This is a genomic window from Pseudomonas sp. NPDC089406, assembly GCF_044900265.1.
GTDB classification, from domain to species: domain Bacteria; phylum Pseudomonadota; class Gammaproteobacteria; order Pseudomonadales; family Pseudomonadaceae; genus Aquipseudomonas; species Aquipseudomonas fakonensis.
Window position 1 is genome coordinate 1 of the sequence record NZ_JBJDNC010000026.1, and the last position, 26,559, is coordinate 26,559.

25 protein-coding genes are annotated in these 26,559 nt (G+C 66.1%); 8 read left to right on the plus strand and 17 right to left on the minus strand.

Features of this window, described 5'->3' with window-relative positions; translation table 11 throughout:
- Nucleotides 1–255: 255 nt before the first annotated feature.
- The 10 genes from ACI2KK_RS18375 to ACI2KK_RS18420 form a co-directional block, all read right to left on the minus strand.
- Nucleotides 256–1,692 (minus strand): PucR family transcriptional regulator, encoded by a 1,437-nt coding sequence (locus ACI2KK_RS18375; protein WP_404669996.1) that lies wholly within the window; start codon nt 1,690–1,692, stop codon nt 256–258.
- 82 nt (nt 1,693–1,774) lie between these two features.
- Nucleotides 1,775–2,188, minus strand: coding sequence for a hypothetical protein (locus ACI2KK_RS18380; RefSeq protein WP_404669997.1), 414 nt, complete (start codon nt 2,186–2,188; stop codon nt 1,775–1,777).
- A gap of 160 nt (nt 2,189–2,348) precedes the next feature.
- Nucleotides 2,349–3,584 carry an aspartate aminotransferase family protein gene (locus ACI2KK_RS18385; protein WP_404669998.1) on the minus strand — a complete coding sequence of 412 codons (1,236 nt, stop codon included), beginning with the start codon at nt 3,582–3,584 and terminating at the stop codon, nt 2,349–2,351.
- Nucleotides 3,585–3,607: 23 nt separating this feature from the next.
- Nucleotides 3,608–4,513: a LysR family transcriptional regulator gene (locus ACI2KK_RS18390; RefSeq protein ID WP_404669999.1), complete on the minus strand. Its 906-nt coding sequence runs from the start codon at nt 4,511–4,513 to the stop codon at nt 3,608–3,610.
- A gap of 86 nt (nt 4,514–4,599) precedes the next feature.
- A complete protein-coding gene (locus ACI2KK_RS18395) occupies nt 4,600–5,148 on the minus strand; it encodes a 2,4'-dihydroxyacetophenone dioxygenase family protein (RefSeq protein ID WP_404670000.1) in 549 nt (182 codons plus the stop codon).
- A gap of 189 nt (nt 5,149–5,337) precedes the next feature.
- Nucleotides 5,338–6,756 (minus strand): amino acid permease, encoded by a 1,419-nt coding sequence (locus tag ACI2KK_RS18400; RefSeq protein ID WP_404670001.1) that lies wholly within the window; start codon nt 6,754–6,756, stop codon nt 5,338–5,340.
- A 171-nt stretch (nt 6,757–6,927) separates the two neighbouring features.
- The gene (locus ACI2KK_RS18405; protein WP_404670002.1) at nt 6,928–8,091 is read right to left on the minus strand and encodes a M20 aminoacylase family protein; all 1,164 of its coding nucleotides are present in this window, start codon (nt 8,089–8,091) and stop codon (nt 6,928–6,930) included.
- Between the two features lie 124 nt (nt 8,092–8,215).
- Complete coding sequence (locus ACI2KK_RS18410; RefSeq protein WP_404670003.1) at nt 8,216–9,844, minus strand: APC family permease; 1,629 nt, start codon at nt 9,842–9,844, stop codon at nt 8,216–8,218.
- 213 nt (nt 9,845–10,057) lie between these two features.
- The gene (locus ACI2KK_RS18415) at nt 10,058–11,257 is read right to left on the minus strand and encodes a diaminopropionate ammonia-lyase (protein ID WP_404670004.1); all 1,200 of its coding nucleotides are present in this window, start codon (nt 11,255–11,257) and stop codon (nt 10,058–10,060) included.
- A gap of 203 nt (nt 11,258–11,460) precedes the next feature.
- Nucleotides 11,461–12,696, minus strand: a complete 1,236-nt coding sequence (locus ACI2KK_RS18420; RefSeq protein ID WP_404670005.1) for a Zn-dependent hydrolase — start codon at nt 12,694–12,696, stop codon at nt 11,461–11,463.
- 178 nt (nt 12,697–12,874) lie between these two features.
- On the opposite strand from ACI2KK_RS18420, the gene ACI2KK_RS18425 reads away from it, so the two are divergent.
- The 7 genes from ACI2KK_RS18425 to ACI2KK_RS18455 all read left to right on the plus strand — a co-directional run bounded on the left by ACI2KK_RS18425 (nt 12,875) and on the right by ACI2KK_RS18455 (nt 16,822).
- Nucleotides 12,875–13,336, plus strand: coding sequence for an Lrp/AsnC family transcriptional regulator (locus tag ACI2KK_RS18425; protein WP_369987043.1), 462 nt, complete (start codon nt 12,875–12,877; stop codon nt 13,334–13,336).
- Nucleotides 13,337–13,427: 91 nt separating this feature from the next.
- A complete protein-coding gene (locus tag ACI2KK_RS18430; protein ID WP_404670006.1) occupies nt 13,428–14,123 on the plus strand; it encodes a hypothetical protein in 696 nt (231 codons plus the stop codon).
- Nucleotides 14,124–14,327: 204 nt separating this feature from the next.
- Nucleotides 14,328–14,489 carry a DUF2986 domain-containing protein gene (locus tag ACI2KK_RS18435; RefSeq protein ID WP_369987041.1) on the plus strand — a complete coding sequence of 54 codons (162 nt, stop codon included), beginning with the start codon at nt 14,328–14,330 and terminating at the stop codon, nt 14,487–14,489.
- A gap of 4 nt (nt 14,490–14,493) precedes the next feature.
- Nucleotides 14,494–15,162, plus strand: coding sequence for an HD domain-containing protein (locus ACI2KK_RS18440; RefSeq protein ID WP_404670007.1), 669 nt, complete (start codon nt 14,494–14,496; stop codon nt 15,160–15,162).
- A gap of 30 nt (nt 15,163–15,192) precedes the next feature.
- Nucleotides 15,193–15,975 (plus strand): hypothetical protein, encoded by a 783-nt coding sequence (locus tag ACI2KK_RS18445; RefSeq protein WP_404670008.1) that lies wholly within the window; start codon nt 15,193–15,195, stop codon nt 15,973–15,975.
- A gap of 318 nt (nt 15,976–16,293) precedes the next feature.
- On the plus strand, nt 16,294–16,527 hold the full coding sequence (locus tag ACI2KK_RS18450) for a type II toxin-antitoxin system Phd/YefM family antitoxin (protein ID WP_404670071.1): 234 nt from the start codon (nt 16,294–16,296) through the stop codon (nt 16,525–16,527).
- A 10-nt stretch (nt 16,528–16,537) separates the two neighbouring features.
- Nucleotides 16,538–16,822, plus strand: coding sequence for a type II toxin-antitoxin system RelE/ParE family toxin (locus tag ACI2KK_RS18455; protein WP_404670009.1), 285 nt, complete (start codon nt 16,538–16,540; stop codon nt 16,820–16,822).
- A gap of 215 nt (nt 16,823–17,037) precedes the next feature.
- On the opposite strand, the gene ACI2KK_RS18460 is transcribed toward ACI2KK_RS18455, so the two are convergent.
- From ACI2KK_RS18460 to ACI2KK_RS18490, 7 genes are all read right to left on the minus strand, one after another.
- Nucleotides 17,038–17,628, minus strand: a complete 591-nt coding sequence (locus tag ACI2KK_RS18460) for a sarcosine oxidase subunit gamma (protein WP_404670010.1) — start codon at nt 17,626–17,628, stop codon at nt 17,038–17,040.
- Nucleotides 17,629–17,631: 3 nt separating this feature from the next.
- Nucleotides 17,632–20,535 carry a 2Fe-2S iron-sulfur cluster-binding protein gene (locus tag ACI2KK_RS18465; RefSeq protein WP_404670011.1) on the minus strand — a complete coding sequence of 968 codons (2,904 nt, stop codon included), beginning with the start codon at nt 20,533–20,535 and terminating at the stop codon, nt 17,632–17,634.
- Nucleotides 20,532–20,837 (minus strand): sarcosine oxidase subunit delta, encoded by a 306-nt coding sequence (locus ACI2KK_RS18470; RefSeq protein ID WP_404670012.1) that lies wholly within the window; start codon nt 20,835–20,837, stop codon nt 20,532–20,534. Before ACI2KK_RS18470 ends, ACI2KK_RS18465 begins: the two co-directional genes overlap by 4 nt.
- An 11-nt stretch (nt 20,838–20,848) precedes the next feature.
- Nucleotides 20,849–22,090 carry an FAD-dependent oxidoreductase gene (locus tag ACI2KK_RS18475; RefSeq protein WP_404670013.1) on the minus strand — a complete coding sequence of 414 codons (1,242 nt, stop codon included), beginning with the start codon at nt 22,088–22,090 and terminating at the stop codon, nt 20,849–20,851.
- Nucleotides 22,072–22,983, minus strand: a complete 912-nt coding sequence (gene folD / locus ACI2KK_RS18480; RefSeq protein WP_404670014.1) for a bifunctional methylenetetrahydrofolate dehydrogenase/methenyltetrahydrofolate cyclohydrolase FolD — start codon at nt 22,981–22,983, stop codon at nt 22,072–22,074. The genes ACI2KK_RS18475 and folD overlap by 19 nt, the downstream gene beginning before the upstream one ends.
- On the minus strand, nt 22,980–23,846 hold the full coding sequence (gene purU / locus ACI2KK_RS18485) for a formyltetrahydrofolate deformylase (RefSeq protein WP_404670015.1): 867 nt from the start codon (nt 23,844–23,846) through the stop codon (nt 22,980–22,982). The genes folD and purU overlap by 4 nt, the downstream gene beginning before the upstream one ends.
- Nucleotides 23,847–24,295: 449 nt before the next feature.
- Complete coding sequence (locus ACI2KK_RS18490; RefSeq protein WP_217884644.1) at nt 24,296–24,889, minus strand: helix-turn-helix domain-containing protein; 594 nt, start codon at nt 24,887–24,889, stop codon at nt 24,296–24,298.
- A gap of 298 nt (nt 24,890–25,187) precedes the next feature.
- On the opposite strand from ACI2KK_RS18490, the gene glnT reads away from it, so the two are divergent.
- Nucleotides 25,188–26,522 carry a type III glutamate--ammonia ligase gene (gene glnT / locus ACI2KK_RS18495; RefSeq protein WP_404670016.1) on the plus strand — a complete coding sequence of 445 codons (1,335 nt, stop codon included), beginning with the start codon at nt 25,188–25,190 and terminating at the stop codon, nt 26,520–26,522.
- The last annotated feature ends 37 nt before the right edge of the window (nt 26,523–26,559 follow it).

The following is a 26,559-nucleotide window of genomic DNA, read 5'->3' on the forward strand; positions in this document are numbered from 1 at the left end:
CCCGAAACAGATGTAGGAGCGGCCTTGTGTCGCGATGCGCCGCGCGGGCGGCGCTCGATCTCATAGGCGCTGCAAGGGTTGTGGCGAGCACCTGGAGGCCCTGGCGCGAACCTTCGGCGAGCACCTGTCAGCCCTGACACCAACACCTTGAAATGGATGTCCGTAAGGGCGCAAAGGTGACGAAAAGCCGCCATCGTCAATGAATGCGCATACATCTCCAAAAGCAATCACCATCAGGCCCCGAACCCCAAAAAATCACCCCCCAATCAACTCCGTATTACGCCCCGCCTGTATGGCAATCCAAAACCGCGCAATCCCCTGGGTAGTAGTGGGCTTGATCCCCGTCAGCTGCTCCACCAGCTTCAACCGATACACCAGCGTCTGCCGATGAATCCCAAGGTCCAGCGCCGTGGCCTTCCAGTTCCCGTCGTTATCGAGAAAGGTCATCAGCGTCCCCAGCAAGGCAGCCCCCTGGCTCCGATCATGCTCGATCAACGGCCCAAGGTAGCGCCCAACCAAAGCCCGCGCCTCGGCCAGCGACTTGGGCGCCATGATCAACCCCGTCTCGGCCTCGCCATAACGCAGCACCGCAGCGCCCAACTCAACTGCCTGGGCCAGGGCCAGCCGCGCCTGCCGCGCACTCTCGCGAAACCCGGTGGCCGTGGCGATGGCCCCGCTGACCCCGATCAGCGTGCCGCTGCCCAGGCTCGCCCGCAGCGCCTCGAAGGCCTGCGCGTCATCCCGGCTGATCGCCAGCAGCAAACCGTTGTCGGCCAGCAGTAACGGGCAGGCGCCGTGCAGGGCAGGGGCCTGGTGCACGGCGTCGGCGCTCCATGGCCCGTCGTCACCCGGGCGGATCGCCAGGCTCACCAAACTGCCCGTCAAGCCGCGGCGCTCCAGCAGCGGCCGGGCCAGGGCGAACTCGGTCTCGCTGTGCAGCAGGCTGCGCAGCAGCGCCGCGCCTTCCTCGCGCTGCTGGTCGCGGTGAATCATCAAACGCTCAAGCTCCACCCCCAGCAACCCCACCAGCGAACGTACCAGAATCGAGTCATCCGGCGAACGCTGAGCCCGCCGGCCCATCGCCAGGTTGGCCCGGGTGCGCCCGCCGATGGGAATGCGCTCGACCTGCTCACTGTGCTGGCCAAGGTGGCTGGCGACCATCGGCGCGCCACTGACGGCGTCCTCGATGGCCAGCTCCAGCCCCAGGGTGTCAGCCAGGATCGCCAGCCGGCCAGCCATGTCCGGCGCCTTGCGCAGCGCATCGGCGTAAGTCTGGAATAACCGCTCGCTGGCATTGAAGCGCTCGCGCTGGGCCTGCAGCACGCTCTCGATCACATAGTGCGACAGCTTGACGAACTCCAGCTCGAAGCTCGCCTGCAACACCGGGAACATCAGGCGCTCGGCCGCGTCCAGAAGGGCTTGGGACAGCGCCGGGGCATCAGCGCGCGGGGCCACTACCAGGGCGCTGGGGTTGCTCTGCACCAGTTGCTCCAGCCACGCCACCTGTTCAAGCGGGTCAGCCGGCAGCCCCACCCCGGTGGTCATCACCAGGTCGCCCGGCGACACCCAGCGCCACGGGTCGGGCAGGTCGACGGCGTGGGCCCAGGTGATCAGCCGGCCGGTGCCGCAAAGGCCGGCCACCGGCTGCAGCTTGAGCAGGTCGATGGCGATAAGGTCCTGGACCGTGAGCATGGCGCTGGTTCTCGTTGGGCGGCGTTGGCCGCCCATGATCGCAGAGCTGCGCGCCCCGTGCGATAGCGGGCCAGCCTGTAAATCAATCTGCCGAGCTGCGCTCGAACTGCTCGCTGAAACTCTTGCTGAACCCGCTGACGAAACCTTTGCCGAAGGGGTAGGCGAAATGCGCCAGTACCGCGACGATCAGCAACGGCACCACTACCCCGGCAAGCCCGCCCTGGCGCCTGGCAGAGCGCCACAGGCCGACCAGTTGCCAGATGACCAGCACCAGGCCTGCGCAGATGATCAGCAGCCCGATGAGGCCTGCTGTCATGGGGTCGGAGGCGTCGAGCATGAGCGCCTGCAGCGGGCTGGTCACGACGATGAACAACAGGCAGAGGGCAACGCCGTTGAGCAGGAAGGTGCGCGCCAGGGACAGCTCGCCGCGCCAGTGGCGGACGATGTAGCTGCGTTGGGGGGCGGCGGCGGGCGGGGCGTTGTAGGGTCGGTCCATGATGCGTGGCGTCCTTCGTGCTCTGGTTCAAAGCACGCAGGATAGCATTTTGCCTGCACCCTGTAGGAGCCGGCTTGCCGGCGATGGCGTCCTTGTGGCCAGCGGCATTTCAGCAGGCCTGGCCTCATCGCCGGCAAGCCGGCTCCTACAAGGGGGTGCGCTATGGCCGGGCCATCGCCCGCGCCACTTGCTCGAACGCCTGCTTCATCTGCCCGACCACCGCATCATCATGCTCGAACGACAGGTACAGCCGCCCATACTGCGACGGCATCACCAGCACCCCTGCAGCGCGCAGCGCCAGGTGCAGCGCCTGGCTGAACGCGGCATCACCGAACGCCAGCGCTTCGGCGTAGGTGGCCGGCGCACGTTCCGACGGCCAGATAGCGAACACGTTGCCATAGCCACTGGTGCTGACGGTGATGCCTTCGCGCTTGAAAGCGGCCTGCACAGCCCGGCGCAGTTCGTCGCCACGGGCGATCAGCGCACCGTAGTCGGCCTGGTCCAGTTGCTCCAGCGTTGCCAGCACCGCGGCGCAGGCCAGCGGGTTGCCGCTGAAGGTGCCGCCGCGCAGTACCCGGCCCTCCTCGAAGCCTGCCAGCACATGGGGCTTGCCGACGATGGCCGACACCGGCACGCCGTTGCCGATGGCCTTGCCGACGCTGGCGATGTCCGGGTCCAGCCCGGCCTGCAGGCTGGCAAGCCCCGGGTACAGGCGAAAGCCCATCAGCACCTCGTCGGCGATCAGCAGCGCGCCATGGCGACGGGCCACGGCCTGCACATGCTCAAGGTAACCGGGTGCGGCCATGATGCAGCCGGCGTTGGCCAGCATCGGCTCGAGGATCACCGCAGCAATGTCCGAATCTTCGGCGAACAACCGCTCGACATCCTCGAAGTCATTGAAGCGCAGCAGGGTGGTGCGCGCGGTGGCCGGGCGCTGGCCGTCGGCGAAGGCGGCCTGGGGCGAGCCGACATTGCCGAAGCTGACATCGTCGAACCAGCCGTCGAAGCCCGCCGCCATCTTGGCGATGCGCCCGCGCCCGGTATAGGCGCGGGCGGCGCGGCAGGCCAGGTGCACTGCTTCGCTGCCCGAGTTGGTGAAGATCACCTTGCTCATGGCGCCGGTATGGGCGGCCAGTGCACTGGCGGCGGCATGCTCGCGCACATGCGCCCAGGAGGGCGAGGCGGAGTCGCCCAGGGCCTCGGCGACCCGGGCATTCACCTGGCCATCGGCATGGCCCAGCAGCACCGCGCCAAAGCCCAGGGCCGTGTCGATGTAGCGCTGGCCGCGGTCGTCCCACAGGTGGGCGCCCTTGCCGTTGCGGATGAACAGGGCCTGGCCGTCGAGCGGTGGCAGAATACGGGCGGCGCTGGAAACGTCGCCTACAAGGTTGCGCATGTGGACCTCTGTGTCGTGGTGCCTCAGCGGGTGTTCCATGGGCTGCCGGCGAGCTTCTGTTCGAGGAAGTCGCGAAACGCACGGATTCTCGGGCTGAGGTGCTTGCGATTGGTGTAGATCATGTAGATCGGTTCGGTGCTGTCCTGCGCCTGGGCTTCGAGCAGCGCCACCAGGCGGCCTTCCTGGATGTCCTGGCCAACATGGAACTCGGCCAGGCGCACGATGCCGGCCCCGCCCAGGGCCAGGTCGCGCAGCAGGTCACCCTGGGCGAAGGTGGCCTTGGGCACCACCGGTACGGTGATGGCCTGGCCCTCGACGCGAAAGCCCCAGGTGTTCCACACGCTGCTGAAGCCGAACGAAAAGCAGGTGTGCTCCAGCAGTTGCGCCGGTTGCGTGGGCGTGCCGCAGCGCGCGAGGTAGGTGGGCGATGCGCAGATCACCCAGCGGCTCTGGCCGATCTTGCGGGCGATGCGCGAGGAGTCGGGCAGCACGCCGCTGTGGATGGCCACATCCAGCCCCTGGTCGAACTGGTCGATAAACTGCGCGCCCACCTGAATGTCCACGGTCAGCCCCGGGTAGGCGGCCAGGAACTCCGGCAACCAGGGGATGATCTGGTGCTTGGCGAAGGTGGTCATGGTGTGCACCCGCAAGGTGCCGCTGACCCGGGTGGGGAAGGCTTCGGCCAGCGAGTCGGCCTCGGCCATGGCATCGCTTACCGCGCGGGCGCTGACCAGGTAGGCGGCGCCTTCTTCGGTCAGGGTCAGGCTGCGGGTGCCGCGCTGGAACAGGCGCACCTGCAGGCGGTCCTCCAGGCGCGAGATCAGCTTGCTGATGGCCGACGGGGTCAGGCCGCAGGCGCGTGCCGCGGCAGAGAAGTTGCCGTGCTCGGCGGCGCCGAGAAAGGCCAGCAGTTGCGAGTAGTTGTCCATGGCAGGCCTCCGTTGTTCAGCGCCATGCTGGCAGTGCGGCGTGGGGGTGGCAACCCGCGGCCCGCAGGCGCGCCGGGCAGGTTCAGTCAGCGGATGAACTGCTCGATGTAGTCGTCCGGCAGGCCCAGGGCCTTGTAGTGGGCGCGGGCGGTTTCCAGCTTGGTGAACACGTCCTCGTAACCCACCGCCACCCCTTGCGGGTCAACGTAGGTATAGCCGCCCTGCACGTGGAACCAGGTGATCATCTCTTCGACGTCTTCGGGCACGAACAAGGTGTGGGTTTCGCCTGGCGGCTCGTAGGCGAACGAGCCTTGCTCGGCGATCCAGTCGTGTTCCAGGTAGTACCAGCGGCCCTTGAGCACCAGCGCATGCACCCCGCCGGTGTGGCGGTGGCGCGACAGCACGCCGCTCTGGCGCACCCGCAGCAGGTTGATGTAGTAGCCGCCGGACACGCTCAGCAGCAGCGGCTTGAACGACACCGAGGCGGTCACCGGGACCCACAGCTGGTCGTCTTCGAGCCATTTGTCGAGCACGCCCGGGTGGACCATGTCGGGGGACATGAACGGCACTTGCGGCAGTTGGTAGGGGATGGCCAGTTCGTCAGGCTTGGCGGCTACGTTCGAGGCTACGGTCATTGGAAATTCCACATGTAGTTTCTTGGATTGCCCGGCCTGTGAGGGCCGGGGTGCAGTCAGGTTAGGGCTGCGAAATCGGGTAAAAAAGAGCACGTCCGGCACAGCGGCTGTGACCTGCGGTCACGGCACAACGGGCGGGTAAAGGGCGCTGCCGGCAAACCGCATTCGGCAGCGCACGAGGTAACGGGCTCAGGCGTTGGGCGCAGGCAGATCATCGAAGTGCAGCGCGCTGCGTTGGGCCGACAGCGCTGGCTGACGTATCTGCAGGTAACTGCCGATGGCCACCAGCGCGGCGGTCAGCCCCAGGGTGCTGAGCAGCTCGGCACGTTGCCCGGGGAACGCCGCCATGACCACGAACACGCCGGCAATGAAGGCGATGGTCAGCAGGGTCAGCCAGGGGAACAGCCACATGCGCACCTCCAGCGGCCGGCCCAGCGCCACCAGCTTGCGCCGCATGCACAACTGGGTGACGGCGATCACCAGGTACATCAGCAGGGCCAGCGCGCCGCTGGTGGCCAGCAAAAACTGGAACACCTGGGCCGGCAGCAGGTAGTTGGCTGCCAGCGCCGCCAGGGCGGCCAGCGAGGTCAGGCCGACCGCAAGCACGGGCACGCCCTGGCCGGTGGTGCGCGCCACCGCCGCCGGCGCATCGCCACGCCGCGCCAGCGACCAGGCCATGCGCGAGGCGGTGTAGATTGCCGAGTTCAGGCAGCTGGTCACTGCCACCAGCACCACGATGCTCATGATGCCCGGCGCCCAGGGGATGTTCATCGCGTTCAGCACCGCCTGGTACGAACCCTGCGCCAGCCCTGGGGCGTTCCACGGGATCAGGCACACCACCACGAACATCGAGCCGAGGTAGAACAGGCCCAGGCGCCATACCACCGCACGAATGGCCTTCTTGATGTTGGCCTTGGGGTTGCGCGATTCGGCTGCCGCGATGGTCACCACCTCGCTGCCCTGGAAGCTGAACATCGCCGTCAGCAGCGCGGCGACGATGGCCACGTTGCCCTTGGGGGCAAAGCCGCCGTTGGCCCACAGGTTGGCCACGCCGCTGACTGACGAGCCGGGCATCAGGCCGAAAATCGCCAGCCCCCCCAGCACGATGAAGCTGACGATGGCCACCACCTTGAACAGCGACAGCCAGTATTCCAGGGTGCCGAACGAGCCGACGCTCAAGCTGTTGCAGCCAATCAGCACCAGGGTGATGGCGAACGCCGTGAGCGCGTGCGGCAGGCCCAGCCAGTCGCCGAGGATGTTGCCGGCCACGATCGCTTCGATGGCGATCACCAGCACGTAGAACCACCAGTACAGCCAGCCGATGGAAAACCCGGCCCAGCGGCCGATGGCCTGGTCGGCGTAGGAGGAGAACGAGCCGGTGTCCGGCCGCGCCGTGGCCATTTCACCGAGCATCTGCATCACCAGCACCACGATCGCCGCAGCGATCACATAGGCCACCAGCACCGCCGGCCCTGCGGCGGCAATGGCATTGCTCGAACCCACGAACAGGCCGGCGCCGATCACGCCGCCAATCGAGATCATCGTGACCTGCCTGCCTTTCAAGCCAGTCCCCAGCTTGTTGTTTGTCTTGTCTTGATCGCCACGCATCGGCTTGTACCTCGGTTGCACGCTTGTTGTTGTCATGGGCCATCTACGGGCCTTGGTTGACTACGTTAAGGGGCAACGGCGAGGGGGATTAGGGGGCAGGGCGGCACAGCAGGTATGACGAGCGTTCACAGCAAGCTGGCTGCGCGGCGTTGCACCGCGCAGCCAAGGGGCTCAGCGTGGCAGCGAAACCCGCGCCAGTTCAGCGAAGTAACGAGCACCGGTTTGCAGAATGCGGTCGTTGAAGTCGTAGCTGGCGTTGTGCAGCGGCACCGCGCCGTCCTCGCCGGCGGCGCCGTTGCCGATGAACACGAAGTTGCCCGGCACCTGCTGGAGGAACGCGCCGAAGTCTTCGGAGATCATCATCGGCTGCACCTCGGCATCCACTGCCGCCTCGCCCACCACGTTGCGCGCGGCCTGCACGGCAATGGCGGTGTTCGCCGGCCAGTTCACCGTGGGGGCGAACTCGTGGCTGTACTCGAAGCTGCAGGTCGCGCCATGGGCTGCGCAGATGCCCTGGCAGATCTGCTCCATGCGTTGCGCCAGCAACTGCTGGACTGCCGGGTGGTAGCTGCGGGTGTCGCCCTTGAGGGTGACGTGGGTGGGGATGGCGTTGCGGATACCGTCGGTGAGGAACTCGGTGCACGACACCACCGCCGGCAGGCTTGGGTCGACGTTGCGCGCCACCACGGTTTGCAGGGCCAGGACGATCTCGGCGCCAATCACCAGCGGGTCGATGCCCATGTGCGGGCGTGCTGCATGGGTGCCACGGCCGTGGATATGGATGACGAAGTTGTCTTCGCTGGCCATGATGCCGCCGCTGCGCGTGGCGATATGCCCGGCGGGCATGCCGGGCATGTTGTGGGCACCGTACAGCGCGTCCACCGGGAAGCGCTGGAACAAACCGTCGGCCATCATCGCCTTGGCGCCGCGGCCATGTTCTTCGGCGGGCTGGAAGATAAAACGCACGGTGCCGTTGAAGTCGCGCCGCTCGCATAGCAGTTTGGCGGCGCCCAGCACCATGGCCATATGGCCGTCGTGGCCGCAGGCGTGCATCTTGCCCGGGGTGCAGGAGGCATGGGCACGCTGCCCGGCCTGTTCGTGGATGTTCAGCGCGTCCATGTCGGCGCGCAGGCCGATGCAGCCGGGGCCGTCGCCTACCGTGAGGCTGGCCACCAGGCCCGTGCCGCCGATGCCTTCATGCACTTCAAGGCCCAGGCTGCGCAGGATGCGCGCCACCTCGGCGGCGGTGGCGAACTCCTCGAAGCCGGTTTCCGGGTGGCGGTGGAAGCTGTGGCGCCAGGTGGTGAGTTGCTGTTGCAGTGAAGGTGTGGACATGCCGTTGGTTCCTGTGGGCTTGCAGATTGGAATGCGTACCCTGTGGGAGCGGGTTTACCCGCGAAGGCGGCAGTGAGGCCGGCATCGCCTTCGCGGGTGAACCCGCTCCCACAGGTTTTGTGTTTCAGCTCTGGGCAGGCGTTGCCGGCATGGGTTCAGTGCTGTCGTGCTGGCTTGTTTCCTGCCGCCACACCACGCTCTCGGCCAGGTACCGGGTGCGGTACCCACTGCGTACGCCGAAGTGGTAGAACCCCAGCGCCACCAGCGCCACGGCCAGCATGTCCCAGCCCTCGCCGAGCACCCCGATACCGCCGAACGCTTCGCTGCCCAGGTACGACAGCAGCGCCATCGCCGGCAGGTAGCCGATGAACCAGGCCGCCGCCCGCAGGTCGCGGCCAAAGCCCTGCCAACCCTGTTTGGCCTGGTAATAGAAGAAGATCGGCAAGGCCCCCACCACCAGCAGAATCACCTGCCCGGTCAGTGGCCAGCGCGCCCAGTACAACACCAGCGATGCGCACACGAAGGCGAACGGTGCCACCACCGGCATGCCCTTCAGGCGCAGTGGCCGAGGCACGTCGGCGGCGCTCTGGCGCAGCGCCATCAAGCTCACCGGGCCGGTCAGGAACGAGATCACCACCGCCACCGAAATCACCGCCGCCAAGGTGCCCCAGCCGCGGAAGAAGAACAGGAACACAAACGACACGCCGAGGTTGAACCACATCGCCGGGCGCGGCACGCCGTACAACGGGTGCAACTGGCCGAACACCCGGGGCATGGTGTTGTTGCGCTGCATGGCGTGGATCATCCGCGCGGTGGTGGCGGTGTAGATGGAGCCGGTGCCCGAGGGGCTGACGAAGGCATCCAGGTACAGCAGCATGGCCAGCCAGTTGAGGTTAAGCGCCAGGGCCAACTGCGCCAGGGGCGAATCGAAGTGCAGGGTGTGCCAGCCGCCGGCGATGCTCGCAGGGCTTACTGCGCCAATGAACGCCACCTGCAGCAGCACGTACACCACCAGCGCGATCAGCACCGAGCCGACCAGCGCGAAGGGGATGCTGCGCCCCGGGTTGCGGGTTTCCCCGGCCAGGCTCACCGGGCTCTGGAAGCCGTTGAAGCTGAACACGATGCCGCTGGCGGCCACCGCAGTGAACACCGCCGACCAGCCGTAGGGGGCAAAGCCTGCCGCCGTGCCGTCGCCGAAGTTCTGCGGGTTGAAGCTGGCCCACACCAGCGCCACCCCGGTCAGCACCGGTACCACCAGTTTGAAGGTGGTGATGGCGGTGTTGGTCCTGACAAACAGCTTCACCCCCCAGTAGTTAAGGCCGAAGTACACCAGCACCAGTGCGGCACTGGCCCACAGGCCGTGAGTGGTGAGCTCGCCGCCCGCGACCATGGCGCGGGCCCAGGGGTAGGGCCAGGAGGCCATGTACTGCACCGAGGCGATGGCCTCGATGGGGATCACCGAGACGATCGAGATCCAGTTGGCCCAGGCGGCCATGAAACCCACCAGGGCGCCGTGGGAATAGCGCGCATAGCGCACCATGCCGCCGGACTCGGGGAACATCGCGCCCATTTCGGCGTAGGTCAGGGCGATGGCCAGCACCACCACGGCGCCGATGATCCAGGCCAGAATGGCCGCAGGCCCGGCAATGGCCGAGGCGTGCCAGGCGCCGAACAGCCAGCCGGAGCCGATGATCGAGCCGAGGCCGGTGAGCATCAGCGACCAGGGGCCGATGCTGCGTTGGGTTGTCTGCATGGGGTGTCTCCGTTGTTCTTGTTGTGTGGAGCGAGGGCCTGCGTGGCAGCCCCCTGTAGGAGCCGGCTTGCCGGCGATAGGGCCGCCAGCGCCGACGAATCAACTACGGGTTTGCCTGTACCGGCCCCATCGCAGGCAAGCCTGCTCCTACAGAGAAACGCGATCGCCTGTAGGAGCCGGCTTGCCGGCGATGGGGCCGGTACAGGCGCTGCATCACCCCCAGGTCTGCTGGCGCTGCAGCACCGACTCGGCGCTCTCATCCACCAGCTCGGCATACACCCCTGGCGCCGTGGCCCCCTCGGTGCTGATCAGCAGCACCCGCGACTGGCCATCCAGCCCGGCCTGGGCCGCCAGCTCCGGCGAGCCCATCAACCGCGCCAGCCCCGCCAGCCCGGCCACCGCCGACTCGCCGGCCACCAGCGGAATATCCCGCTCGCTGCCGCGGGCCAGCCGGCGCATGGCATCGACCGCCTCGTAGTCATGGATGGTCATGAAAAAGTCCACGCTCGGCTGCAAAAAGCGCCAGGCCAGCGGCGAGGTTTCACCGCAGGCAAGCCCGGCCATTACCGAGTCCACCGAACCGGTGGCGGTGGCCGCCTTGCCGGCGATGGCGCTCTGGTACAAACAGTCGGCTTGCTCGGGCTCGACCATGACCAACACCGGGCGCTGCTCGCCGGCCTGCTCCCACAGGTAGCTGGCAATACCCGCCGCCAGGCCGCCCACGCCGCCTTGCAGGAACACATGGGTGAACGGCTGGGCATTGGCCTCGAGTACTTCGGCGGCAATGGTGCCGTAGCCCTGCATCACATCGCGCGGGATGGTTTCGTAGCCGTCGTAGGAGGTGTCGGACACCACCAGCCAGTCGTTGGCCTCGGCCAGGGCGGCGGCGTGGGCCACCGACTCGTCGTAGTTGCCGCGAATGCGCACGATCTGTGCGCCATAGGCCGCGATGGCCTGCTCGCGCTCGAGGCTGACGTTGGCGTGCAGCACGATCACGCAGCGGCAGCCGATGCTTTGCGCGGCGGCGGCCAGGGCCTTGCCGTGGTTGCCGTCGGTGGCGCTGATCACGCTGAAACCGGCCAGTTGTGCGGCGTGCTGGCCGGCGAACAGCCCAGCGGCGCTGAAACCGTGTTGGGGGAAGCTGCGCAGGATCAGGCGCACCAGGGCGATGGGTGCACCCAGGGCCTTGAAGCTGCCCAGTGGCGAGCGCACCGACTCGTCCTTGACCAGCAACTGGCCGATGCCCAGCTCGGCTGCCAGGTCCGGCAGGCTGTACAGCGGGGTGCCGGCGGCGCGCAGTTGCGGCCAGTGGGCAAGCCACTGGCGGCTTTCAGCGGCGCTGGCGATGCTCATCACCTCGCGCAGAGCGGCGGGGTAGGGCTGGCGAGTGGCGTTGGGGTTGGCGTACAGCATGGGGTGGCTCCTTTTTCGAAGGCAAAGCGCGGGCGTGCCGCCGGGGAGGGCGGGCGCCAATGTGTTTGGTTCAATGGTTCTGTGTAGGAGCGGCCTTGTGTCGCGAATGGGCTGCGTAGCAGCCCCGGCAATTTCGCAGGGGGCTGAGACCTTGGGGCCGCTTCGCGCCCCATCGCGGCACAAGGCCGCTCCTACAGGGCCGGCTAGCGGTGTTTATCCAACCGCCGCGCCACCACCTCCAGCAGCACTTGCGCACCTTCGAGCAACTGCCCGTCATCGGTGTGCTCGCGGGGGTTGTGGCTGATGCCGCCACGGCTGGGCACGAAGATCATCGCTGCCGGGGCGATGCGCGCGATCATCTGCGCATCGTGGCCGGCGCCGGAGGTCATGCGCCGGTAGCTCAGGCCCCGGCGCTCGGCGCAGGCCTGGATCTGGTCGGCCAGCGCTGCATCGAACTGCACCGGCTCGAAGCGCACCAGCTGTTCGGTGTCGACGCTGACGCCTTCCTCTTCTGCCAGCTGGCGCAGCAGTTGTGCCAGGTGCGCCTCGGCCTGTTGCAGCTTGTGCTCGCTGGGGTCGCGCAAATCGACGGTGAAGCTGGCGCGGCGCGGGATCACGTTGATCACGTTGGGCTCGAAGGTCATGCAGCCGACCGTGGCCAGGGTGCTGCCGCTGGCCTTGGCGAAGCGGCGCAGCTCGCTGACCACGGCGCTGGCCACGTAGCCTGCGTCATGGCGCAGGCGGGTAGGGGTGGTGCCGGCATGGTTGGCGTTGCCCTTGACCGTCACCTGCTGCCAGGAAATCCCCTGCAGGTTTTCCACCACGCCAATCTGCAGGCCTTCGGCCTCGAGGATCGGGCCCTGCTCGATATGCAACTCCAGGTATTCATGGGGCACGATGGTGCCCGGCTCAAGCTCACCGGCATAGCCGATACGGCGCAGTTCGTCACCCAGGCGGGTGCCGTCGGTGCCGAGGGTATCCAGTGCCTGCTGCACATCCAGTCCGCCGGCATGCACCAGCGAGCCCATCATGTCCGGCTGGTAGCGCACGCCTTCCTCGTTGGTGAACGCCGCCACGCAGATCGAGCGCGCCGGCAGCACGCCCGCCTCGCGGTAGGCGCGCTGTACGGCCAGGCCCGCCAGCACGCCGTAGCAGCCGTCGAGGGCGCCGGCATTGGTGACGCTGTCGATGTGCGAACCCATCATCAATGGCGCGGCATCACCGGGTACATGCAGGGTGCCGAAAATGTTGCCGATGCGGTCGACCTGTACGTCCAGTTCCAGCTCGTGCATCCACGCCACCAACTGATCGCGGCCGGCTTTTTCGGCGTCGGTCAGGGCGATGCGGGTGCGGCCACCGTTTACCGGGTCGGCGCCGATCTGGCCCAGGGTGTGAATCTGCTCCAGCAGCCTGGGGCCGTTGAGGTGCAGTGCGGGCATGGGGTTCTCCGGGGCAAAGGGGCGATGGAGAGAAATAGTATTCGCCTGCTGCGTATTGGAATCTTGATTTTTAGGGTGAAAGCGTAATTTCATTTCACTAACCAACGCTGTCACGCAGCCTCTGTAGGAGCCGGCTTGCCGGCGATTGGCCGCAAACCCCAACCCAAGAGCCCACCCCATGCCCCTCGACCCCTTCGACCGCGCACTGCTCGACGCCGTGCAACGCGATGCCACCACCTCGCAGATCGACCTCGGCGCCGAGGTGAATCTGTCCAGCGCCGCCGTCAACCGCCGCCTGAAAAAGCTCGCCAGCGACGGCGTGATCCAGCGCACCGTGGCCCAGGTCGACCCGGTGCCGCTGGGCTACACCCTCACCGTCATCACCGAGGTGGAGGTGGAGAGCGAACGCCTGGACTTGCTCGATGCCATGAAACGCACCTTCATGGCCTGCCCGCAGGTGCAGCAGTGCTACTACGTGGCCGGCGAGTGCGACTTCGTGCTGATCATGCTGGTGCGCGACATGGGGCAGTACACCGAGCTGACCCGCGAGCTGTTTTTCGAAAGCAACAATGTGAAGCGCTTCAAGACGCTGGTGTCGATGAGCAATGTGAAGACCGGGATGCAGGTGCCCGTCGACTGAACGAACCCCCTGTAGGAGCCGGCTTGCCGGCGATGAGGCCGCCAGCCAATCATTGAACATCCGCCCAATCTGTAAGGAATGCCGTACCCGCATGGATACCGAAACCATCAAACAGCGCCTGGCCCGCCCGGCCACCCGCCTGATCGCTGGCGGCTTTCGTCCCGCCCACACCGACGACGAAAGCTGGCTGGGGCGGGTGTTCCTGTTTCGGCCCGATGAAGGCATCCCGTTAAACAGCGCAGGCGAGCAGATGCTGCCCTACGCCCAGTTCTTTCTGTCGGGCCTGCCGCATGCCAGCCCGGCGCTGGCAGGCACCCGCGTGCTGACTCTGTTCATCAGCCGGGCGTTTCCCGACGCGTTCGAACCCATGGGCGACAACTGGCTGATCCGTGAGTACGGCTTGAATGAGGTGCTGGTACGTAAGGAGCTGGCGGTGCCTGGCTCCTTCCTCAAAGCGTTCCCGCTCAAGGCCGAGGAGCTGGCCGAGGACTACCCCTTGTGGGAGGACGGCGGTATTCCACTTGATGTAGAGGAGGCTGTGCATGCCTTGGAAGAGGCAGGCAGCCTGGACAGTTACTACGACCTGATCACCCATTGCCACGAGCACAAGATTGGCGGCTACCCGTCTTATTGCCAGGCGGGCGTGCATGTCGGTGACGGTTTCGAGTTTGTCTTGCAGATTTCCTCGGACCCCAAGATCAATCTCAACGTGGTACACGGTGGCAGCCTGATGTTCTGGAAGCACCCGGGTACGGGGCAGTGGGCGATCTACTACGACTTCTACTGAGGGGCATGGCGCAGCCCTGTAGGAGCCGGCTTGCCGGCGATGCGGCCGTCAGCCACGGCGCAGATTCAGCATGGTGCTTTGCAAGCCCGGCCCTATCGCTGGCAAGCCAGCGCCTACAGGTGATCAGCGGCGCGGCTGGCGCCATGCAACACGTCCGTGCTTGCTGTATCGTGCGCCCCGACCCGCCTGAAGGAACCCCGCCCCATGAACCGTCGCAAGAAGATCAACCAGTTGCTCAAGGCCCACGCCAAGAAAGCCAGCGCCAAGTTGGCCCCCAAGAGCAAGGACAAGTACATCTGCAAGGCCGAGCGCCAGCGCCTGGCTGACGAAGCCGCCGCTCAGGCAACCGCGCCTGCCGAGGGCTGAGGCCATGCCCGGCGCGCTGTTCCAGCCTTTCGCGCAGTTGGCCGGTGAACTGCTGGCCTGCTTGCCTGCAGGCAACACGGACGGCTCCCACGACCTGTCGCACATCCGGCGGGTCTGGGCCAATGCCCGGCGCATCCAGGCCGTGGAAGGCGGCGACCTCGAAGTGCTGCTGGCCGCCACCGTGCTGCACGATTGCGTAGCGGTGGAGAAAGATTCACCCTTGCGCGCCCAGGCCTCGACGCTGTCGGCTGAGCGGGCGGGCGGAATCCTCGCCGGGTTGGGCTGGCCGACCGCGCGCGTTGAGCAGGTAGCCCACGCAGTGCAGGCCCACAGCTTTTCTGCGGGCATCGAGCCGCTGACGCTGGAGGCGAGAATTCTGCAGGACAGCGACCGGCTGGACGCCATCGGCATGGTCGGCGTGGCCCGCTGTTTCTATGTGTCCGGGCGCATGGGGCGGGCGCTGTACGACGCCGAAAACCCCACCGCCGAGGGCCGGGCGTACCAAGACAACGCATTCGCCATCGAACACTTCCACACCAAGTTGCTGACGCTGGCCGAAGGCTTCAAGACGGGCGAAGGTGCGCGCCTGGCGGCGCAACGGCATGGGCGGTTGCAGGTGTTTCTGGATGGTTTCATGGATGAGATCGGCGTGAGCGCCACTCCTGCGCATTGATCAAGCACCGAACAAGGACAGGCAAGCCCCATGGATATCGAGTTTCGCGGCAACGACCAACGTGACAACCCCAGCGGCGGCTTGTGCGACGAGTACCACATCAGCGCCATCGCCAGCTTCACCGAGCTCAACGACGCCTATCACACCCTTGCCGCCAAGCACCCCGGCTGCCGGCCTTTGTTCACCCTCGATGACCGCCACCAGGCCCGTTACACCTCGGGCCACGCACGCAACAATCTCGCCCTGGATACCGCCACCGACGAAGAAATCGCCGCCTTGCCGGCTGAGTGCTTTGAGGACGGCGAATACCTCGGATACCTGAACACCAAACCCGAGTTCGGCATTTGCCTGCGCAACTTCCTGGCGTTGGTAGCGCCGGCTACGTTTGCAGACGCCTGCGCCCACGGGCTGGTGTTGGATGAGCCGGCATTGCAGGAGTGGGTGGACTATCAGGCGCGCCCGGTAACCCTGCTCGACCAGCCCATGTCTGCGCTGATAGTACCGGTTACCCAGGGCCGTGATGCGTTGGCGGCGTTCCCCAATGGTTACTTCACCAGCGACCTTGACCCTGCGCAGAACTACGCCGTTGCGCGGCACCTGGCGCTGGCACAGGGTTACGAGCTGATCGGAGTGGGGGCGGCGTATCTGGGCTTTTTGCGCGCGGAGCCTGCGAATGCGCAGGTGGCGCAAGCAGTGGCGCAGGATTTGTGCGCGCTGTACAACGTTGCCAATGAGCAGCGCGAGGCGCTGGCTGCGGTGTTTGCCGAGGCTATCGATGGGCGGCAGTATCTGTGGGTGCGTTATGTGGAATGAGATCGCTGCTGGAGGATGAAGAGCAGGGGCTGGCGCTGTACCTGTAGGAGCCGGCTTGCCGGCGATGAGGCCGGGCCTGCAAGCGCAATCCGAAAGCTGTGATGTGGTTGAGGGCCCTATCGCCGGCAAGCCGGCTCCTACAGGTTTACGCTGTGGCTCTTGGATCACAAAATAATATGTATTGTTTTGTGTATTTGGTTGCCTATACTTCAACCGTCTGCAACGGTATGCGACCTGCTCCGGCAGATTGCAACAACGAGGAACAACCCCATGAGCGCACTTCTTGACCGGGCTGAGCAGGCTGTTTCGGCAACCGCGATGGTCCGCAGTTTCAGCGCGAAATTAAAGGAAGTGACCAGTGGCGAGCAGTCGCACCTGGTGATTTTCAAGGACAACGAGCCAGCAGCCGTATTGGTTGGCGTCGACGCCTTCCAGGCGATGCGCGACGAACTCGAAGACCTGCGTGCCGAGCTGCTGGCCATCGAGCGTCTGTCCAGCCTGGACGAACAGAACACCGTGAGCCTCGAGGACATGGAGGCTCGCTTCAAATAGGCAATAGCCCATGAACTGGAGCGTTCGTTTTCACCACGAAGTCGAGCTGGACCTCAAGCAGTTGGGCAAGGCTGAAGCGAGGCGGGTGCTGAAGGTAATCCGTGAGCGTATCGCCGAAGGCGAGCCGGACAGGATCGGCAAGCCTTTGCACGGGGTGCTGGCAGGTTATCGGCGGATCCGCACCGGGGATGTGCGGATCGTCTACCGTATCGATGGCACGGTGATTGTGCTGGTGTTGTGCATCGGTGCTCGGCGTGATGATGAAGTCTACGAGGCTGCGTCACGCAGGGTGTGAACCTGTTCCGGCCTCATCGCCGGCAAGCCGGCTCCTACAGGTACGGCACAGGCCTGAAGCTTATGCAATCCCTGTGGGAGCGGCTTTAGCCGCGAAGCAGGCGCCGCGCTAGATGGCACCGGCTTCGCCGGTGTTCGCGGCTGAAGCCGCTCCCACAGAATCTTCGTTAAATCAACGAGTTGTGATTTGTTCCATAGGAGCCGGCAAGCCGGCTCCTACAAGGAGAGCACTTCGACCACCCCCTCGAACTCGGCCATCGCATCCTCGACAGCCCCCAGGAAGTAATCCAGCGACGGCCGATCGAACAGCAATTGCAACGCCCCACCGGTATTCACCACGATCACATTGATCCGCGCCGCTGAGGTTTGCGCCACGCTGCCTACGGCGAACGCACCTTCGCGCAAGTCCACCCCGCACAGCTTGGCCATCACCGCACTGGCCTGCTCGCCGGCCAGTTGCAGCCAGGCGTGGCTGTCCTGGCGCGGCAGCAGGTAGTTGCGCGCGCGGTCATCCAGCACCCATTGCGCTTCCAGCGCCGCCACCGGCGCGCCGTGGTCGGCGAGGGCGCCGAGCAGCAGGTACTCGGTCTGCGACAGCCGCGCCACCCAGGCGCCGTCGCCCTGGCGTTCGGCCTGGTTGGGCTGCGCCGGCAGGCGGTAGCCGCGGGCCTGCAAGTAAGCGGCGCTGTCGGCGCCGCGAAAGCCTGCCCGGGCCACGGCAGTCAGGTCGGTGAGGGTGCAGGGCTGCATCAGCACGGCCCGGGGGCTGCGCTCATCAAAGCCATCGGCTTTTAACAGACTGGTCATCACTCACACCTCCTGACGGGTATTTTCGGGGTCGTAGAACGGCAACTGCACCACCTGCGCCTGGACGATCTCGCCGCCCTCCACGCGAATCGGGATGTGCATGCCGGGGGTGGCCTGGCCGGCACCGGCGTAGGCCAGGCCGATGATGCGGCCGAGGGTTTGCGAGTACTCGCACGAGGTGACGTTGCCGCTGATATCGGGTCCGTCCAGCACCAGGTGGCCTTCCAGCGGCAGGCTGGCGCCCTTGGGCAGGGTGAAGCCGACCAGCTTGCGCTTGAGTGGCTGGGCCTCGAGCACCTCGAGGGTGCGCTTGCCGACGAAGAACGGCTTCTTGCGGCCGATCGCCCACTGCATGTCGATCTCGCCGGGGTGGGTCATGCCGTCGGTGTCCTGGCTGATGATCACGTGGCCTTTTTCCAGGCGCAGCAGGCGCTGGGTCTCGACGCCGAACGGGCGGATGCCTTCGCCGGCGCCGGCCTGCATCAGCGCATCCCACAGGCGCTCGGCGTAACGCGCCGGTACGTGCACCTCGTAACCCAGTTCACCGACGAAACCGACGCGCATGATGCGCGCCGGGATGCCGGCCACCGTGCCCAGGCGCGCGCCCAGGTAGGGGAAGGCCGCAGCCGACAGCTCGACGTCGTCGCACACCTTGGCCAGCACCTGGCGCGACAAGGGGCCGGCCAGGTTCACCGCAGCCAGGGCGGCGGTGACGTTGGTGATGTCCACGTCCAGGCGCCACTGGGCGTTCCACTTGAGCATCTGCTGGTAGATACGCTCGACGCCGCTGGTGGTGGCGGTGACGTAGAAATGCTGCGCAGCCAAGCGTGCGCAGACGCCATCGTCGATCACCACGCCATGCTCGTTGGTCATCAGCGCGTAGCGGGTGCGGCCGACCGCCAGCTTGGCAAAGCCGAAGGTGTACAGGCGCTCCAGCAGCTCGGCGGCATCCGCGCCGCGCACATCCAGGCCACCGAGGGTGGACACGTCGATCAGGCCGACCTTCTCGCGCACCTGGCGCGCCTCGGCCTGCATGCAGGCGTCACGCTCGCCGGGCTTGCCGTAGTAAGCCGGGCGCTGCCAGATGCCGGCCGGCATCATCTTGGCGCCGGCCTGCACATGGCGGCGGTGCATCGGTGTTTGTCGGTACGGGTCGAAGGCGCGGCCGGCCACATGGGCCAGTTTCTCGGCCTGGAACGGTGGGCGCGCGGTGGTCACGCCGGTTTCGCTGATGCTGCGCCCGGTTGCCTGGGCCACCAGGCGCGCGGTGGGCAGCGCCGAGTGGCGGCCTTGCGAAGGGCCCATGCCGACGGTGGAGAAGCGCTTGACCAGCTGTATGTCGCGGTAGCCGCTGCGGGTGGCGTTGACGATATCGCGCACCTGCAGGTCTTCATCGAAGTCGACGAAATCCTTGCCCTTGGGGTGGGGGAAGATCGGCCACGGGAAGTTGACCTTGGCCTCGGGGCCGAAGGCGCCCAGGGCCGGGGCGGCCAGGCCCAGCGCAGCCAGCGCTTCGGCGGCGGCGCGGGTGGCGTCGTTGAGTACGTTGTCGAGCAGGTGGCGGCCGTTGACGGAGCCGGCGATATCCAGCCCGGCGGGCAGGCCGCTGATGGCGAACTCGTCGCGGTTCACTTCATAGGCCAGCTTGCCGCCAGCCTGGCACAGCAACTGGTACACCGGCATGTAGCCGGCCGACATGCACAACAGGTCGCAACTGACCCGCAGGCCGTGCGGGCCGACCTTGCCTTGGCCTGTGATCGGGCGAATGTCGGCGCCGCTCACATGGCGCATGCCGCTTTCGTGCAGGGCCTCGTACACGGTGCTGCCCAGGTGCACGGGGATGTCGCGGCGCTTGAGCTCGGCGGTCAGCGTCGGGTCGGCGCTGGCGGCGCGCATGTCGACCACGGCGGCGACGGTAACGCCTTGCTCCTGCAGGTCGAGGGCGGCCAGGTAGCCGTCATCGTGGCCGGTCAGCAGCACGGCGCGCTGGCCGGGCTTGACCGCATACAGCTTCATCAGGCGCTGGGCGGCGCTGGTCAGCATCACCCCGGGCAGGTCGTTGTTGCGAAACACCACCGGCTGGTCGAACGAGCCCGCCGCCACCAGGCAGCGGGTGGCGCGCACCTTGTACATGCGCTGGTGCTGGATCACCGGCAGGTAGTTGTCGGTGAACCAGCCGTTGCAGGTGGCCTGGCACAGCACCTGGATGTTCGGGTGGCCGTCGACGGCGGCCAGCAGCTCGTGGCGCAGGCTGGCGGCGCGGCTGCCGGCAATGTCGAAGCGGGCGTAGTTGAGCGAACCACCCAGCACTGGCTGCTGCTCCACCAGCAGCACCTTGGCCCCGGCGTTGGCGGCATCCAGCGCGGCGCGCAGGCCGGCGGGGCCGGCGCCGATCACCGCCACATCGACGAACAGGTAGGCCTTGTCGTAGTACTGCGGCTTGAAGGTCTGGTCCAGCACGCCCAGGCCGGCCTTCTTGCGGATCAGCGGCTCCCACACCTTCCACATGCCCTTGGGCTTGTAGAACGAGCGGTAGTAGAAGCCCACCGGCATGAAGCGCGAGAACTTGCCGAGATATGCGTCGCGGTCGTTGTCCAGGCTACCGTTGAAGTTCTGCCCGTCGACCACCTGGCCGTCTTCGACGGCGTGCAGGTCGGCCAGCACGTTGGGCTCGTCGGGCAGTTGCACCAGGGTGTTGGCGTCCTGCCCGGCCAGGCTCAGCGGGCCGCGCGGGCGGTGGTACTTGAACGAGCGCGACAGCAGCCAGCGGCCGTTACCCAGCAGGGCGCTGGCGATGCTGTCGCCGGCAAAACCCTGGTAGCGGTTGCCATCGAAACTGAAACTCAAGGGGCTCTCGCGGTCGATCAGCAGGCCCATGGGCGCGGGGAGGCGAGTGTGGCTGTTCATCCGGCAATCTCCGGGCTGGCGGCGGGGGTGAAGTCGACGCGGCGGTCGAACACTTCTTTGGGGTCGAAGGTGCGCAGCACCTGGTCGCTGACAGTGTGGCGCTCGGCCAGGAACCAGTAGCTGGAGGCGTTGTGCAGCCACCACTCGGTGACCACCCCGGCCAGGTTGTCGCTGTTGAACACGTAGTCGGCCCACTCGCTGTCGCTGCAGCTGTCAGGGTCGGGCATCGGCTTGAACTCGCCGCCGTAGGTGAATTCGCTGATGTTGCGCGGGCCGTTCAAGGGGCAGGTGAGGATCTTCATCGGTGTGCTCCTTAGTGGCTGGCCGCAGTGGCGCCCATTTCGTTGACCTGCTGGAAGCGGCTGAAGCGCTCCAGGGCGAACGGGGCGATCAGTTCAGGCACCTTGCCGCCGCTGGCGACAAGCTCAGCCATGGTCTTGCCGCAGATCGGCGTGGCCTTGAAGCCCCAGGTGCCCCAGCCGGCGTCGAGGTAGTAGTTGTCCACCGGCGACAGGCCCATGATCGGGCTGTAGTCGGGGGTCATGTCGGTGCTGCCGGCCCACTGGCGCATCAGCTTGGCGTTGGCCATGAACGGGAACATCTCGATGGCGTGGGCCAGCAGGCTCTCCTTGAGGTCCAGGGTGGAGCGGGTGTTGTACAGCGGGTAGGGGTCGGAGCCGCCGCCGAAGACGATCTCGCCGCGGCTGGTCTGCTGCACGTAGCAGTGCAGCGCCGAAGAGCTCACCAGCGGGTCGAGAAACGGCTTGAACGGCTGGGTGACCATGGCTTGCAGCGGGTAGGTGTGGATCGGCGCGCGGATGCCGGCCTTGGCCAGCAGCAGCGAGCTGGCGCCGGCCACCGCCTGCACCACGCAGCCGCACTGCACGGTGCCGCGGTTGGTCTTCACCGCCTCGATGCGGCCATTGCGAATCAGCAGGTCCTGCACTTCGGTCAGTTGGTGAATTTCCACCCCGCGCTTGGCCGCCTGCTTGGCGTAGCCCCAGGCCACGGCGTCATGGCGGGCGGTGGCGCCGTCGATGTGCCACAGCCCGGCCAGCACCGGCAGGTGGCCGGGGTCAAGGTTCAGGCTGGGCACCAGCTCGCGGATCTGCTGGCGGTCGATCATCTCGGTGCGCCCGCCAAAGTGCTTGTTCACCTCGGCGCGCTGGCGGAAGGCGCGCACCGTGGCGTCGGTGTGGGCCAGGGTCAGCTGGCCACGCTCGGAGTACATGATGTTGAAGTCGAACTCGTTGGACAGGTTCTGGAACATCCGCACGGATTCGGCGTAAAAGCGCACACCTTCGCTGGTGAGGTAGTTGGAGCGGATCACCGCAGTGTTGCGTGCGGTGTTGCCGCCACCTAAATAGGCCTTTTCCAGCACGGCGACATTGGTGATGCCGTGGTACTTGGCCAGGTAGTAGGCAATGGCCACGCCGTGGCCGCCGCCGCCGATGATCACCACGTCGTAGCGTGGCTTGAGGTCGCAGGGCGGTGGCAGGTCGACTTCCACCGGGTAGTCGGCGCTCAGGCCGTGTTTCAGCAGGGCGAAGGGCATGGGGTGCGCTCCTGGTGGGCGGCCTGTTGTTGCAGGTCGAGGGCGAGCAGGGTGTTTTTCATCAGGTAGGCGATGGTCATCGGGCCGACCCCGCCGGGTACCGGGGTGATGGCGCTGACCAGGGGCAGGGCGGCGGCAAAGTCGACGTCGCCGACCAGGCGGCTGCGCCCGTGCTCCTCGATGCGGTTGATGCCGACATCGATCACCACCGCCCCGGGCTTGAGCCAGGTGGCGTCGAGCAGGCGTGGCTTGCCGACTGCCGCCACGACGATATCGGCCTGGCGGCACAGCGCCTGCAAGTCGCGGCTGCGCGAATGCACCACGGTCACTGTGCAGTCGGCCTGCAACAGCAGGGCGGCCATGGGTTTGCCGACGATGTTCGAGCGGCCTACCACCACCGCGTGCTTGCCGCGCAGCTCGCCACAGGCGTCGCGCAGCAGGCGCATGCAGCCGCTGGGGGTGCAGGGGGTGAGCACGTCGCGGCCCTGGGCCAGGCCGCCGACGTTCTGGCTGTGGAAACCGTCGACGTCCTTCAGTGGGTCGATGGCTTGCAGCACGCAGTGTTCGTCGATGTGCGCCGGCAGTGGCAGTTGCACGAGGATGCCGTTGACGCCCGGGTCGCGGTTCAGGCGCTCGATCAGGGTCAGTAACTGGGCCTGGGTGGTGTCTGGCGGCAGGCGGTGTTCCAGCGAGCGAATGCCCACCTCTTCGGCGCGCAAAACCTTGTTGCGCACGTACACCTGGCTGGCCGCATCCATGCCCACCAGCACCACGGCCAGGCCTGGCTGCAGGCCGTTGTCGCGCAGGCTGCTGACTTGCTCGCGCACCTCGGCCAGCACCCGCGCTGCGGTGGCTTTGCCGTCGATCAGCTTGACGCTGGGGATGGCGTTCATTTGAAGATCACCGTGCGGTCGTGGTTGAGGAACACCCGGTGCTCAAGGTGGTACTTGACCGCGCGGGACAGGGCAATGGTCTCGGTGTCGCGGCCGATGGCCACCAGGTCGTCGGGGGCGTAGGCGTGGTCCACGCGTTGTACTTCCTGCTCGATGATCGGGCCTTCGTCGAGGTCGCTGGTGACGTAGTGGGCGGTGGCGCCGATCAGCTTCACGCCACGCTGGTAGGCCTGGTGGTAGGGCTTGGCGCCCTTGAAGCCGGGCAGGAACGAGTGGTGGATGTTGATCGCCTTGCCGCTGAGCTGGCGACACAGGTCGTCGGACAAGATCTGCATGTAGCGCGCCAGCACCACCAGCTCGGTGCCGGTGTCCTCGACGATGCGCATCAGCGCCGCTTCCTGCTCGGCCTTGGTCTCTTTGCTCACCGGCAGGTAGACGAAGCGGATGCCCTGGCGCTCGGCCATGGCGCGCAGGTCGAGGTGGTTGGACACCACGGCGGTGATGGTCATGTCCAGCTCGCCTTTGGCGTGGCGGTACAACAGGTCGCTCAGGCAGTGGTCGAACTTGCTCACCATCAGCAGCACGCGCATGGGTTTGGCGCTGCTGTGCAGGCTCCAGTCCATGTCAAAGCGCGTGGCCACGTCGGCAAAACCCGCTTCCAGTTGCGCGGTGTCACCGCTCACGCCGGTGTTGTAGCGGAACACTGCACGCATGAAGAAGCGGCCGTTGTCCTCGTCGTCGAACTGCGCCATTTCGCTGATGTAGCAACCTTGCTCGGCCAGGTAGGTGGTCACCGCGGCGACGATGCCGGACACGGCCGGGCAGCTGACGCGCAGGATGAAATGGTCGGGAGCGGGGTGCATGAAAGTGTCCTCGTGACGGGGAGAGTGGGGCAGGGCTGGCACAAGGGCGAAAGGAGGTGGTGCTGAGTATTTTCTTGGTAGGAATATAAATTTCCTTTGGCGGATTTATAGGCGAAATGACGGGGTGGGGTCCAGCGGTTTGTGAAATTTTTTTTCGTAACAGGAAAGCAAGCCGTAGCGCGATCCCTGTAGGAAATCACCCAGCCCTTCGGGCTGCGCTCCCACAGGATTGCGCGCAGCCTGGGTCCAGCGCTGTACCTGTGGGAGCGGCTTTAGCCGCGAAGCAGGCGCCGCGGTAAATGGCACCGGCTTCGCCGGTGTTCGCGGGTAAACCCGCTCCCACAGGGTACGCAAGCGCTCGCGAATTCTGTTCTCTGCGCGACAGCGCAGCCCAAAGGGCTGGGTGATCTCCTACAGGGGATTACCGTGCAATGTGTTGCCGCTGCGTATCACTCACTGCCGTAATTCATGATCGACAACAAGCGTATCGGCACCTGCACCAGCTTCTCCGGCCCGTGGGGCGTTTCGCCGTCGAAGGTCAGGCTGTCGCCGGCCTGCATCTGGTACAGCTGGTTGCCATGGCGGTACACCAGCTCGCCTTCGAGCAAATGCAAAAACTCCGTGCCGGGGTGGGCGAAGGTGGGGAACTCTTCGCTGGCGTCATCCATGCTCACCATGTACGCCTCGAAGTTTTTCTTCGGCCCCCGGGCGTGGTTCAACAGGTGATAGGTATGGCCCTTCTCGGTGCCGCGGCGCACCACCTCCAACCCTTCACCGGCCTTCACCAGCAGGGCATTGCCGTCGGGCTGGTCGTACTGGCTGAACAGCTTGGCCATGGGCATGCCCAGCACGTCGCACAGGCGGCTCAAGGTGTCGAGGCTGGTGGACACCTGGGCGTTTTCGATCTTGCTGAGCATGCCCTGGCTGATGCCGGCGATGCGGGCCACGTCGGCCAGCTTCAAGGATTGCGCCTGGCGCTGGCGCTTGATCTGCATGCCCAGGTACTGCTCCAGGCGTAGGCGCGGTTCGGTCTCGGTCGACATTCGGTGTCCTGCACGGTTTCAGTTCAAGAATATTGTTTTCGCACTGGGAAAGTGCGTGAGTTTCCTCGGGTGAAAGGGAGTTTCCCATATTTCAACGGGAAATTCTGCGGTGGGGCTGCTGGCCTCATCGCCGGCAAGCCGGCTCCTACAGGGGATTGCGTGGTCTGCTGGGGCCGGCTTGCCGGGTGTTGCAAGAAAGTTGGCAAGCGCATTGCATTCCTGTGGTGAAAGTAAGTTTCCTTCTTGGAAATTTAACCAGGCCAACCTTGCTGTGCCCTTACCCAGGAGTGATCAACCCATGTTGCCAGCAGAAACCCAGCGCATCCTCGACCAGTTCGGCATCAAGTACGTGCTGGCGCAGTTCGTCGACATCCACGGTTCGGCGAAAACCAAATCGGTGCCGGTCTCGGGCCTGAAGATGGTGGCCGAGGAGGGCGCCGGCTTTGCCGGGTTCGCCATCTGCGGCATGGGCATGGAGCCCCACGGCCCGGACTTCATGGCCCGCGGCGACCTCAGCACCTTGATCCCGGTGCCCTGGCAGCCGGGCTACGGCCGGGTGGTGTGCGTCGGCCATGTAGACGGCAAGCCCTGGCCCTACGACAGCCGCCATGTCTTGCAGCAGCAGGTGCAGCGCCTGGCCGACAAGGGCTGGACCCTGAACACCGGCCTTGAACCCGAATTCAGCCTGTTCCGCCGCGACGAGGCCGGCAAGCTGCAACTGGTGGACGCCTCGGACAACCTCGACAAGCCCTGCTACGACTACAAGGGCCTGTCGCGCTCGCGGCTGTTCCTCGAACGCCTTACCGAAGCCCTGCAGCCGGTGGGCTTCGACATCTACCAGATCGACCACGAAGACGCCAACGGCCAGTTCGAGATCAACTACACCTACAGCGACGCCATGGAGTCGGCCGACCGCTTCACCTTCTTCCGCATGGCCGCCGGCGAAATCGCCAACGACTTAGGCATGATCTGCTCGTTCATGCCCAAGCCCGACCCCAAGCGCGCCGGCAACGGCATGCACTTCCACCTGTCACTGGCAAGCTCGACCAACAAGAACCTGTTCCATGACCCGTCCGACAGCAGCGGCATGGGCCTGTCCAAACTCGCCTACCACTTCGCCGCAGGGCTCTTGGCCCACGGCCCGGCGCTGTGTGCCTTCGCCGCGCCCACGGTCAACTCGTACAAGCGCCTGGTGGTTGGCCGTTCGTTGTCCGGCGCCACCTGGGCCCCGGCCTTCGTCGCCTACGGTGCCAACAACCGCTCGGCGATGGTGCGCATCCCCTATGGCCGCCTGGAGTTCCGCCTGCCGGACGCCGGCTGCAACCCCTACCTGGTCACCGCTGCAATCATCGCCGCCGGCCTGGACGGCATCGACCGCCAGCTCGACCCCGGCGAGATGTGCAACGAGAACCTCTACAACCTGAGCCTGGAAGCAATCGCCGCCCGCGGTATCAAGACCCTGCCGCAGTCGCTCAAGGAAGCTGCCGATGCGCTGGAGGCCGACCCGCTGTTCCGCGAGGTGCTCGGCGCCGAGATCGTCGACGAGTTTCTCAAGCTCAAGCGCATGGAGTGGGTGGAGTACTGCCGCCACGTCTCCGACTGGGAAATCCAGCGTTACACCGAATTCTTCTGATCGCCAACCCCATCCCTGGGTAGCGGCGAATGCAGCG